Source organism: Serratia sp. CoH_122_TC_1, from assembly GCF_058191755.1.
Genome location: NZ_JBXWLA010000029.1, coordinates 1 through 11,621 on the forward strand (window position 1 = coordinate 1; position 11,621 = coordinate 11,621).

Annotated in this window: 12 protein-coding genes and 1 tRNA gene; 10 read left to right on the forward strand and 3 right to left on the reverse strand. The window is 54.3% G+C overall.

What is annotated here, in order from left to right; genetic code table 11:
- Nucleotides 1-110 precede the first annotated feature (110 nt).
- Nucleotides 111-197, reverse strand: a tRNA-Leu gene (locus tag AC2FC2_RS25400).
- A gap of 72 nt (nt 198-269) precedes the next feature.
- The gene (locus AC2FC2_RS25405) at nt 270-1,214 is read right to left on the reverse strand and encodes a LysR family transcriptional regulator (protein ID WP_265555824.1); all 945 of its coding nucleotides are present in this window, start codon (nt 1,212-1,214) and stop codon (nt 270-272) included.
- Between the two features lie 119 nt (nt 1,215-1,333).
- On the opposite strand from AC2FC2_RS25405, the gene AC2FC2_RS25410 reads away from it, so the two are divergent.
- The gene (locus AC2FC2_RS25410; RefSeq protein WP_265555823.1) at nt 1,334-2,326 is read left to right on the forward strand and encodes an aldo/keto reductase; all 993 of its coding nucleotides are present in this window, start codon (nt 1,334-1,336) and stop codon (nt 2,324-2,326) included.
- Between the two features lie 64 nt (nt 2,327-2,390).
- Here AC2FC2_RS25410 and rsmC read toward each other — a convergent pair whose 3' ends face one another.
- Nucleotides 2,391-3,434, reverse strand: a complete 1,044-nt coding sequence (gene rsmC / locus AC2FC2_RS25415) for a 16S rRNA (guanine(1207)-N(2))-methyltransferase RsmC (RefSeq protein ID WP_209634898.1) — start codon at nt 3,432-3,434, stop codon at nt 2,391-2,393.
- Between the two features lie 316 nt (nt 3,435-3,750).
- Between rsmC and AC2FC2_RS25420 the strand changes: the two genes are divergently transcribed.
- The 9 genes from AC2FC2_RS25420 (at nt 3,751) to AC2FC2_RS25460 (ending at nt 11,425) form a co-directional block, all read left to right on the forward strand.
- A complete protein-coding gene (locus tag AC2FC2_RS25420) occupies nt 3,751-4,188 on the forward strand; it encodes a DNA polymerase III subunit psi (protein ID WP_037424156.1) in 438 nt (145 codons plus the stop codon).
- Nucleotides 4,133-4,576: a ribosomal protein S18-alanine N-acetyltransferase gene (gene rimI / locus AC2FC2_RS25425; RefSeq protein ID WP_209634904.1), complete on the forward strand. Its 444-nt coding sequence runs from the start codon at nt 4,133-4,135 to the stop codon at nt 4,574-4,576. Before AC2FC2_RS25420 ends, rimI begins: the two co-directional genes overlap by 56 nt.
- Before the next feature lie 168 nt (nt 4,577-4,744).
- A complete protein-coding gene (gene prfC, locus AC2FC2_RS25430; protein ID WP_209634908.1) occupies nt 4,745-6,334 on the forward strand; it encodes a peptide chain release factor 3 in 1,590 nt (529 codons plus the stop codon).
- A 532-nt stretch (nt 6,335-6,866) separates the two neighbouring features.
- Nucleotides 6,867-7,481 carry a molecular chaperone OsmY gene (gene osmY / locus AC2FC2_RS25435; protein WP_209634911.1) on the forward strand — a complete coding sequence of 205 codons (615 nt, stop codon included), beginning with the start codon at nt 6,867-6,869 and terminating at the stop codon, nt 7,479-7,481.
- A gap of 156 nt (nt 7,482-7,637) precedes the next feature.
- The gene (locus tag AC2FC2_RS25440; protein ID WP_004955572.1) at nt 7,638-7,799 is read left to right on the forward strand and encodes a DUF1328 domain-containing protein; all 162 of its coding nucleotides are present in this window, start codon (nt 7,638-7,640) and stop codon (nt 7,797-7,799) included.
- Between the two features lie 59 nt (nt 7,800-7,858).
- Nucleotides 7,859-8,044, forward strand: coding sequence for a CsbD family protein (locus AC2FC2_RS25445; protein ID WP_209634914.1), 186 nt, complete (start codon nt 7,859-7,861; stop codon nt 8,042-8,044).
- Between the two features lie 10 nt (nt 8,045-8,054).
- Nucleotides 8,055-9,176, forward strand: a complete 1,122-nt coding sequence (locus tag AC2FC2_RS25450) for a patatin-like phospholipase family protein (protein ID WP_490660102.1) — start codon at nt 8,055-8,057, stop codon at nt 9,174-9,176.
- Nucleotides 9,173-9,949, forward strand: a complete 777-nt coding sequence (locus AC2FC2_RS25455; protein ID WP_209634921.1) for a TatD family hydrolase — start codon at nt 9,173-9,175, stop codon at nt 9,947-9,949. Before AC2FC2_RS25450 ends, AC2FC2_RS25455 begins: the two co-directional genes overlap by 4 nt.
- A 210-nt stretch (nt 9,950-10,159) precedes the next feature.
- The gene (locus tag AC2FC2_RS25460) at nt 10,160-11,425 is read left to right on the forward strand and encodes a NupC/NupG family nucleoside CNT transporter (RefSeq protein WP_209635291.1); all 1,266 of its coding nucleotides are present in this window, start codon (nt 10,160-10,162) and stop codon (nt 11,423-11,425) included.
- Nucleotides 11,426-11,621 lie beyond the last annotated feature (196 nt).

Below are 11,621 nucleotides of genomic sequence, written 5' to 3' on the forward strand. Positions count from 1 at the left end.
GAGGGACTTGAACCCTCACGTCCGTAAGAACACTAACACCTGAAGCTAGCGCGTCTACCAATTCCGCCACCTTCGCATTGATGCTGTGCAATATAAATCATGTGGTTATTTGGTGCGAAGAGAGGGACTTGAACCCTCACGTCCGTAAGGACACTAACACCTGAAGCTAGCGCGTCTACCAATTCCGCCACCTTCGCATACCAGAAACATTACCGGAGTAACGCTACCACGGAGGCGAATTCTAGAGATTTTGGCGGGTACGTCAATAGTTATTTCCCCTGTTTGCTGGTGTTTGCTGGAAATATAGCCATATCACTACTTTTGCCGTGCTCAAACAGCCAAATCAGCCAGTCAATCAACACCCTGACCCGTGGTGCAAGGAAACGACCGGGAGGATACATGATGTAAATGGGCATCGGCGGGGGCGGTGTTTCTGCCAATACTTCCACCAATTCCCCATTTTGCAGCCAGGGCGTCAACGAATAGCGAGAAGCTTGTATGAGCCCCAGGCCGGCGCGACAGCCGCTGGTGTAGGCATCTGCGCCACTGACGTTTAGCCGGGTGGGGAGTTCGCGTAATTCCACTTTGCCATTCCGGCAAAATTCCAGCGGATAATTGCGATTGCTGGCGAGGGAAAAGTAACCCACCGCCTGGTGCGGTTGTAATTGATCAATCGACTGCGGCACGCCGAACGTCGCCAGATAGCCGGGTGACGCACAGGTTAGCTGCGGCATCATGGCTATGCGTCGTGCCACCAGACTGTCGTCCTCGGTTTCCCATGCGCGCAGTACGCAATCCACGCCCTCACGCAGCAAGTCGACGTGGGTGTCATTGGCCCCCAGCGACAGGGTGAGCTCTGGATAGCGCTGATAAAAGTCACCCAACGCGGGAATAACGATTTCGCGAGCCAGCGAATGCGGCATATCGATACGTATGTTGCCGGAAGGCTTCAGTTTATGGTGGCTAAACAGTGTGTCCGCTTCTTCCAATGCCCCTAGCAATTGCACGCAGCGTTGGTAATAAAGCGTGCCTTCGCTGGTCACCTGTACCTGGCGGGTGGTGCGGATCAGCAGGCGTACGCCGAGGCGTTGTTCCAGTCGCTTGAGCACATTACTGACGGTGGCTCGTGGCAATTGCAGACGCTCGGCTGCCCGACTGAAGCTGCCCAACTCGACGATACGGGTAAAAATGCGCATGGCCTGGATCTGATCCATTAGCTTCTCCGTATTGTTAGCGATTTATGAACAGTGATGAGCCATTCGCATTATTTATCTTTGCAGGGTAAACAACCAGACTTTGTTGCGTTATCAATCCACGGTATGAGGGCAACACAATGCAACAACGTCAATTAGGCCCCAATGGCCCGACTGTTTCTGCTCTGGGCTTGGGCTGCATGGGGATGAGTGACTTTTACTCAACCGGCAGCGATCAACAGGAAGCCATCGCCACCTTGCATCGGGCGCTCGAACTGGGCGTCACCCTGCTGGATACCGCCGACATGTACGGCCCACACACGAACGAGCAACTGGTGGGGAAGGCAATCAAGGGCAAGCGGCAGCAGGTGTTTTTAGCGACGAAGTTCGGTATTTTGCGCGATCCCACCGATCCCGCCGCGCGTGGCGTCAGCAGCCGGCCGGAATACATTCGCCGGTCGGTTGAAGGCAGCCTGAAACGACTGGGGGTCGATGAAATAGACCTTTATTACCAGCACCGGGTCGATCCGCAGGTGCCCATTGAGGATGTCGTGGGTACCATGGCGGATCTGATCCGTGAAGGGAAGATCCGCCACATTGGGCTTAGCGAAGCGTCGGTTGCTACGCTTGAGCGTGCGCATAAGGTGCATCCGATTACCGCGTTGCAGACCGAGTATTCGCTATGGACGCGTGATGCCGAGCAAGGCGTATTGGCCGCCTGTGAGCGTCTGGGCATCGGTTTTGTTCCTTACAGTCCGCTGGGGAGAGGTTTCCTGACTGGGGCGATCCAGCGGCCGGAGGACCTGGATGCCGACGATTTCCGCCGTAGCAATCCGCGCTTCCAGGGCGATAACTTTGCCCGCAATCTGGCCCTGGTGGCGAAAGTGACCGAGCTGGCGAAACTGAAAGGCGTGGCACCGTCGCAGTTGGCGTTGGCCTGGGTGTTAGCGCAAGGCAAGCATATTGTGCCGATTCCGGGTACCAAACGGCGTCGTTATCTGGAGGAGAACATGGCGGCAGCGGAACTGACATTGAGCCAGGCGGACCTGGCGGCAATCGAGGCCGTGTTCCCGGTGGAGGCAGTGGCGGGCAATCGCTACAGTGCGGAGTCGATGACGTATATTAACGGTTAAATAAAAAGGGCGCCGCGTATGAACGCGGCGCCCTGATACCCGGGGTTAACGGGCGAAATCCGACTTATTTCTTCTTCTTGGTATCGCGTGGCGCACGGGCTACGGTTGCCTGATAAACCTTGAAGCGGCCGTTTTGTGCCAGCACTTCATGGCTGCCAAAGGTGGCGTCCAGAATGTCCGGGTACGGCAGGAAGGCGTTGGCCACGATGCGGAGGCGGCCACCAATCGGCAGGTGTTTCAATGCGCCGCGGATCAAGGTTTCGGCCGCTGTCAGGCTGGTTTGCAGGCCATCATGGAACGGCGGGTTGGAGATGATCAAATCAAAGCGGCCGGTAATGTCGGAATAGACGTTACTGACGATGACTTCACCTTCAATGCCGTTGGCAGCCAGGGTTGCACGGCTGGATTCAATAGCGGCTGCGTTGACGTCGCTGAGGGTCAGCTTCATCTTTGGTGACATTTTGGACAACACTGACGCCATGACACCGGCACCGCAACCCACGTCCAGCACTTTGCCTTTCATGTGTTTATCCAGAGTAGACAGCAGCAGCGAACTCCCAACGTCCAGGCCGTCACGGCTGAACACGCCCGGCAGTGTTTTCACTTCCAGATCGTGTAATTGATAGCTTTCCCACCAGTCTTCCAGTGCGAATTCGGCCTGCGTATCCAGACGACCGTGATACAGGCCACAGCGGCGAGCGCTGTCGATTTTAACCAGTGTGGTGTTGTCTTCGAGCATCTGGTCCGCGCTGCGAACACCGCTGCGGTTCTCGCCGACGACGAACACATCAGCGCCTACGGGCAGCAATGCCAGAATGTTGCACAACTGGAATTGGGCTTCCTGCTTGCTCTTCGGCCAGTAGTAGATCAGCGTATCGCACTCGGCGACGAACGCGGCATCCACGGTCAGACCGAACTGCACGTTGTCACCCATCGCCCGGTTCAGTAACTGCCAGTGATGGTACTGCTGGGTATGGACACGCACATCCGCGGCCTCGAATTGGGCCGGCAGGGCGTCCTGCAGGTCACCGGCAAACAGAACGCGGCGTTCGATAAACTCATCACTGTGGCGCAGCATAACTTCACTGGCGGGGGTTAATGCAGACATCAGGTTTTGGCTCCTAGAAATTAGACCGGGGATTATAGAGCTTTGTGGCGATATGTTCGACGGGTTTATATACCCGTCATCTTTCAAATCGCAGATGTGTTGGCTGCGCGACCTCACCCCAGTCACTTACTTGAGTAAGCTGCTGGGGATTCACTCGCTTGCCGCCTTCCTGCAATTTGAAAGCTATTGGGTATAAAGAGTACCGTTAAGATGAAAGATGACGGGATGTTGGCGCAGGCCGTGCGGGTTTGTTAGCATAGCGCGGCGCATGGCAGGCATGGCGCACCACAACAGGTAGATCCTGACAGGAATCGGCATGGCATCAAAACGCGACTGGCTGTTACAACAACTGGGTATTACGCAGTGGACATTGCGCCGCCCGGGCGTGTTGCAGGGCGAAGTCGCGGTCAGCCTGCCACCCGAGGTGCGCTTGCTGGTTGTGGCGCAGACCTTGCCTGAGCATAACGATCCGCTGTTTTGCGACGTGCTGCGCAGCCTGGGATTGACCCCGGCGCAAACCTACGGCCTGACGCCGGATCAGGTGGCTATGCTGCCTGAGGACACCGAATGCAACAGTTGGCGGTTGGGCGTTGCGGAGCCACTTGCGGTGGCCGGCGCGCAGCTATATAGCCCGGCATTGGCCGAGCTCTCTCTCGATGCGAGTGCCAAACGCGCACTCTGGCAGCAGATTTGTCATCATGAACACTATTTCTACCCTGAACGCGGCCGATCTGGCCACAGCCTTCAAGATTGAGCAAGCCAGCCACGCCTTTCCCTGGACACAGGCCACCTTTACCAGCAATCAGGGCGACCGCTATCTGAATCTGAAGCTGGAATCCGACGGGCAGATGGCCGGTTTTGCCATTACCCAGATCGTGCTGGATGAAGCTACGCTGTTCAACATTGCCATTCATCCAGACTGGCAACGTCGTGGGTTCGGCCGCCAGCTGCTGGAAGCGCTCATTGCCCAATTGGAAACCCGTGGCGTAGTGACGTTGTGGCTGGAAGTCCGCGCTTCTAACCGTGCTGCCATCGCGTTGTACGAAGATCTCGGCTTCAACGAAGTGACCATCCGCCGGAATTACTACCCAGGCACCCATGGCCGTGAAGATGCGATTGTGATGGCGCTGCCGCTAGGTTAGCGGGTAGCCCGCTTCTAACTTTTCCGCCGGGAAAAGCATTGATTGTCACCGGTTGACAAATCAGCGAAAATACCCGGCTATTATCTTTTATTTACCGCTTTGCCTGGCGCCGCGATCGGCGCGTTCTGATGCTTTCGCAGGGCGGACTAACTGTAGAATCTGAAAAACATGTCTCCTAGTGAATTTGCCCGCGAAGTCTCGAAAAGAAGAACTTTCGCCATCATCTCGCACCCCGATGCCGGTAAAACCACCATTACCGAAAAGGTGTTGTTATTCGGACAGGCGATCCAAACCGCCGGTACGGTAAAAGGCCGCGGTTCAAACCAGCATGCCAAATCCGACTGGATGGAGATGGAAAAACAACGTGGTATTTCCATTACGACCTCGGTGATGCAATTCCCGTATCGCGAATGCTTGGTTAACCTGCTCGATACCCCGGGACACGAAGACTTCTCCGAAGATACTTACCGTACCCTGACCGCTGTCGACTGCTGTTTGATGGTGATTGACGCGGCGAAAGGGGTTGAGGATCGTACCCGTAAACTGATGGAAGTTACCCGTCTGCGCGATACCCCGATCCTGACCTTCATGAACAAACTGGACCGCGATATCCGTGATCCAATGGAAGTCATGGACGAAGTTGAGCGTGAGCTGAAAATCGCCTGCTCACCGATCACCTGGCCTATCGGCTGCGGCAAGCTGTTTAAAGGGGTTTACCACCTGTATAAGGATGAAACCTACCTTTATCAGACCGGTAAAGGCCACACCATTCAAGAAGTGCGCATTGTCAAAGGGTTGGACAACCCGGAACTGGACGCTGCCGTCGGTGAGGATCTGGCTGCGCAGTTGCGTGAAGAGCTGGAGCTGGTGCAGGGCGCATCCCACGAGTTTGATCAAGATGCTTTCCTCAGCGGTGATTTGACGCCGGTATTCTTTGGTACCGCACTGGGTAACTTCGGTGTGGACCATATGCTTGACGGTCTGGTTGCCTGGGCCCCTGCGCCGATGCCGCGTCAAAGCAGCACCCGTGAAGTGGTCGCTGCCGAAGAGAAGTTCACCGGTTTTGTCTTTAAGATTCAGGCCAATATGGATCCTAAACACCGTGACCGCGTTGCCTTTATGCGTGTGGTCTCCGGCCGCTATGAAAAAGGCATGAAGCTGCGTCAGGTACGTACCGGTAAAGACGTCGTAATCTCTGATGCACTGACCTTCATGGCGGGCGACCGTTCGCACGTGGAAGAAGCCTATCCTGGCGATATCATTGGGTTGCATAACCACGGCACCATTCAGATTGGCGATACCTTCACCCAGGGTGAAGATATGAAGTTCACCGGTATTCCAAACTTTGCACCGGAACTGTTCCGCCGCATTCGTCTGCGTGATCCGCTGAAGCAAAAACAATTGTTGAAAGGTCTGGTTCAGCTATCTGAAGAAGGGGCTGTACAGGTCTTCCGTCCGATTGCCAACAACGATTTGATCGTTGGCGCGGTGGGTGTGCTGCAGTTCGACGTGGTGGTAGCGCGTCTGAAAAGCGAATACAACGTTGAAGCCTTGTACGAGTCCGTCAACGTGTCGACCGCCCGCTGGGTTGAATGCAGTGACGTGAAGAAGTTTGAAGAATTTAAACGTAAGTGTGAACTTAACCTGGCATTGGACGGCGGAGACAACCTGTCTTACATTGCGCCAACCATGGTTAACCTGAACATCACACAGGAACGTTACCCTGAAGTGGTGTTCCGCAAAACGCGCGAGCACTAACAGAACAGCAGGGCGCCTTAGGGCGCCCTGCTGCTATTGAATTCCCTCTCAGCCTGCTAATTAGTAAATTCCCCTCATCAGTTCATTCTCTCTTGTCATCATCAGCAATTTCCCGGCCTTACCTGCTTTTTTTGTCATATGGTCTATATTTAACAGGGCGCTAACGGATGGGTAAGCGTAATTCACTGAATTTGCTTATAACTGTAGCGAGTTGTTCGGTACTGTTGCCAATTAGAGACAGTGTGATGTTATAAATATCAATAACATAGCGATAACATCGATTTTACGGGCAGAGGTTGTCGTTAATAGGCGACAGTTTTTAGTTTGAAAAGTAAGCTGTTTTTGTTTTGTTGTTGATTTTAAAGTTAATTTTAAAGTTGGCACAGCCGTTGCAACAGTCCAGGTGTGGCAACAATCGTTTTACGTGAATATTTGATCGTATAGAAATTGTGAAGTATTTACTGAATGGGCCGCGTTATGGTGGCTGAAGAATCCGTCACCATTTTGGGTTCACAACCAAAGGAAGAGATCGATGAAAAATACTAAATTTGCACAATCACTGATGGCTGTTGTTTTGGGTTCCGTTCTGGTTAGTGGCAGCGCGCTGGCTGAAGATACGCTGCTCAATAAAGCGTCGAGTGCCGCTGATAGTGCGGGTGCCAAAATCGATAGCTCCATGAAAAAAGTTGACGGCTACATGGATGACAGCGCAACAACGGCTAAAGTTAAAAGTGCGTTGGTGGATGATAAAACCATCACCAGCAGCGATATCTCGGTGAAAACCGAGAAAGGGACCGTCACCCTGAGCGGGTTTGTCGGTAGCCAAGCGCAGGCCGAGCATGCGGTAGAAGTGGCCGGTAAGGTTGAAGGCGTTAAATCCGTCAGCGACAAGCTGCACGTGAAAGATGAAAGCAAGCAATCCATGAAAGCCTATGCCGGTGATACTGCGACCACCAGCGAACTGAAAGCTAAACTGCTGGCCGATGACATCGTGCCTTCGCGTAACGTGAAAGTGGAAACCACCGACGGTGTCGTGCAGCTTTCCGGTGAAGTGAAAAGCCAGGCGCAGTCTGAGCGTGCTGAAAGCATCGCCAAGGCTATCGACGGCGTGAAAAGCGTTAAGAACGACCTGGTCGTTAAACCATAAATTTTTAGAACACGTGACAACAAGCACCAAATCCTGGGTTGGTCGTGAGGTTAACCCAGGATGCACCATCAAAAAAAGAAACTGACCTGCAACCTGAGAGAGCCTGACAAGGGCACAGGCTGCGATGTGTTTTTTCACTATGGTAAGGAGAAGCTTATGTTTCGTTGGGGCATTATCTTTTTAGTCATTGCATTGATTGCTGCGGCGTTGGGTTTTGGGACGCTGGCGGGTACCGCCGCTTGGGCAGCAAAAATCGTCTTCGTCGTTGGGATCATTCTGTTCCTGGTCAGCCTGTTTACCGGCCGCCGACGTCCTTAGCTTCTTAAGACAAAGTGTAACAAAGCTTAATCCGTTTTCTCGCAGTAGGGAGGCCAGTCATGAACAGCGATATCATTCTCGGACGCTGGAAACAGTTGAAGGGCCGGGCCTGCCAAGCATTGGCAGAGTGGTCCGACAATGACTGCATTTGGCTGATGGGAAGCAATGACTGCCTCTCTGGTGTACTGCAAGAGGATTACGGAAGAGAGCAAGACGAGGTATCCTCGGGTAAAACGTCTCACTGAGGATTCAGGGTTGGGATACAGAATACCCATCACGCTCGGCAATATAGAACCGCTGGCGTATAAACCTTACCGGCCCGGTAAAATGGCGTTGGTATGTGAAGGGGGCGGGCAGCGCGGTATTTTTACCGCCGGCGTACTGGACGAGTTTCAGCGTGCCCGCTTTAATCCTTTTGATCTGATGATCGGCACTTCTGCCGGCGCGCAAAATCTCTCGGCTTTTATTTGTGGCCAGATGGGTTACGCCCGGCGAGTGATCACGCGTTATACCACCTCTGCTGAATTCTTCAATCCGCTGCGTTTTGTGCGCGGCGGGCATTTGATTGATCTTGACTGGCTCATCGACACTACGTCGCAACAGCTGCCGCTGGCAATGGACGTGGCGGAAAAGCACCTGATCGATGGCCGTGAACTCCTGATGTGCGCTTGCCGCAGCGATGATTTTGAGCCCACCTACCTGTCGGCACGGCGCGAAAACTGGTTGCCAGCCATCAAGGCATCCAGCGCCATCCCTGGTTTTTACCGGATGGGGGTGGAACTCGATGGCGTGAGCTATCAGGATGGCGGTATCAGTGACGCGATTCCGGTTGAAGAGGCCTATCGCCGCGGCGCAGACACCATTGTGGTGATACGCACCGTGCCGTCACAGATGTACTACACGCCGCAGTGGATGAAGCGCATGGAGCACTGGCTGAGCGAGAGTAGCCTGCAACAGATGGTGCGCATCCTGCAACACCATGAGCAAAGCTATCACCGCATCCAGCAGTTTATTGAGAAACCGCCCGGCAAGCTGCGTATCTTTGAAATTTTCCCACCAAAGCCGTTGGCCAGTAATGCCTTGGGCAGCCGTTTGACGTCACTTAATCAGGACTATCACTTGGGTCGCCGTTGTGGACGTTACTTCCTGGCAACCGTCGGTCACTGGTTGGTTCAACAGGATAAGCTGGATGGCATGAAGGTGAAAAAGGCATTGTCGCGCCGTTTGATCCAACCGGAAAACGTTGTCATGCCTTCACCGATCATTACCGACGTCACACACCCGCGCGATCTTGCGGCACAACCGGAAGCCAAGTTGGCTGCGATGGATATTATCCTGCCGGGCGACGTGCCGCCGGGCGAAGGGGGACAGTTGTGAGTCACGACTTCACCGACACACACTGCCATTTTGATTTTCCGCCGTTTTACGGCCATGAGCCAGAAAGCCTGGCTCTTGCCGAACAGGCGGGCGTGCGACGGATCATCGTGCCGACGGTGACCGCCGATCGCTTTGCCCGGGTTCTGAAGCTGGCGCGCGAATACCCACCGCTGTTTGCCGCTCTGGGGCTGCATCCGCTGTATATTGCCCAGCATCAGGAGCCTGAACTCGAGCAACTGGCGGCATTCCTGGCAAGCCAACCTCCGAAGCTGGTCGCCGTGGGGGAGATCGGCCTCGATTTGTATATGGAAAACCCGCAGTTTGAACGGCAGCAGCGGGTGTTGGCGGCCCAATTGGCGCTGGCTAAACAATACGATTTGCCGGTGATCCTGCATTCTCGTCGTAGCCACGATCAGTTGGCTGCACTGTTACGCCGTACCCCGGTGCCGCGTTGTGGCGTGGTGCATGGCTTTGCCGGCAGCTTGTCGCAAGCGCAAGCGTTCATTCGTCTGGGGTATTACATCGGCGTCGGGGGCACCATCAGTTATGAGCGGGCGCAGAAAACCCGCAACGTCATGGCCCAACTGCCGCTGACTTCTTTACTGCTGGAAACCGATGCACCGGATATGCCGCTAGCCGGTTATCAAGGCCAGGCCAACCGCCCTGAGCGTGCCGCAGAGGTATTTAAGGTGTTATGCCAACTGCGTGCTGAATCTCCTGATGATATTGCGGCCCATCTGCAACACAACACTCACACCCTGTTTAAGCTCTGAGATGTAAACCCGTCATAAATGTGATGTCCATCACGTTATAAGATTTTCATTTGCTTCCTGTTGTATACATTTGTGACATAAATCGGTGCGGGTGCGGCTTCGCTCCGTATAATCGCATCCCGAAATCACTCATAAGCAACCCTCGCGGTATTACCGGACAGGGATGCATTTCTTTTTTTCGCAACAGGGATACTTTGCATGCAACTCATCATGAGCCTGGTCGGTATGGCGGCGCTGATCGCCATTGCCGTGCTGCTCTCCAGCAACCGCCGCGCGATTAAATTGCGCACCGTTGTCTGGGCATTTGTTATTCAGGTCGCCATCGGCGCGCTGGTGCTGTATGTCCCGGTTGGCCGAGCCATTCTTGGCGGTATGTCGGCGGGTGTCGCTAACGTCATCGCTTATGGCAACCAAGGGATTTCATTTATCTTTGGCGGCTTGGTTTCCGACAAGATGTTTGAAGTCTTCGGCGGCGGCGGTTTTGTTTTCGCCCTGCGCGTGCTGCCGGTAATCGTGTTCTTCTCCTCGCTGATTGCGGTGCTTTATTACCTCGGCATCATGCAACTGGTGATTCGTATTTTGGGGGGTGGTTTGCAAAAACTGCTGGGTACTTCACGTACCGAGTCGCTGTCTGCAACCGCCAACATCTTCGTTGGCCAGACCGAAGCCCCGCTGGTGGTACGTCCCTATATCGCTACCATGACCCAGTCTGAATTGTTCACCGTGATGTGTGGTGGCCTGGCCTCGGTCGCCGGTTCAGTGCTGGCGGGTTACGCCCAGATGGGTGTGCCGCTGGAATACCTGATTGCCGCGTCGTTCATGGCAGCGCCGGGTGGATTGCTGTTTGCCAAGCTGATGGTGCCAGAAACCGAAAAAACCCACGATAAAGACGATGCGATGAAGCTGATCGCCGAAGAGGATCGCCCGGCTAACGTGATCGATGCGGCGGCTTCCGGTGCGGCTTCGGGCATGCAATTGGCGCTGAACGTCGGTGCGATGCTGTTGGCGTTTATCGCATTGATTGCGTTGTTGAACGGTATTCTCGGCGGTATTGGCGGTTGGTTCGACTATCCGCAACTGTCGCTGGAACTGATTTTGGGTTGGGTATTCTCACCGATCGCTTTCCTGATTGGTGTGCCATGGCATGAAGCGATGACTGCCGGTTCGTTTATCGGCCAGAAGATTATCGTGAATGAATTTGTCGCCTACATGAACTTTGGCGCTTACCTGCGTCCAGACGATGTGGTTGCGGCTGACGGGCTGCAGGTGCTGTCTATGCATACCAAGGCCATCATTTCCTTTGCGCTGTGCGGCTTCGCCAACCTGTCATCGGTGGCGATCTTGCTGGGTGGCTTAGGCAGCATGGCGCCAAACCGTCGTCACGATATTGCGCGTTTCGGTCTGAAAGCCGTGGCTGCCGGCACGCTCTCCAACTTAATGAGCGCAACCATTGCCGGGTTCTTCTTGGCACTGTAAGCCAGGTTCTGTCTTGCCCTGGCGCAACATGCTCTATGGCAGGACTCCGCCTATACTCTAAGACGGGCACAGATGCTGTGCCCGTTGTCTTTGTCCGTTTCTTTAGCGAATTTGTGAACGATATCGCGTTATTTTGTGATGCTCTTCACATATAATTCCGGCCTGTTACAGTGTTATTTCATATAGTGTGACTGTG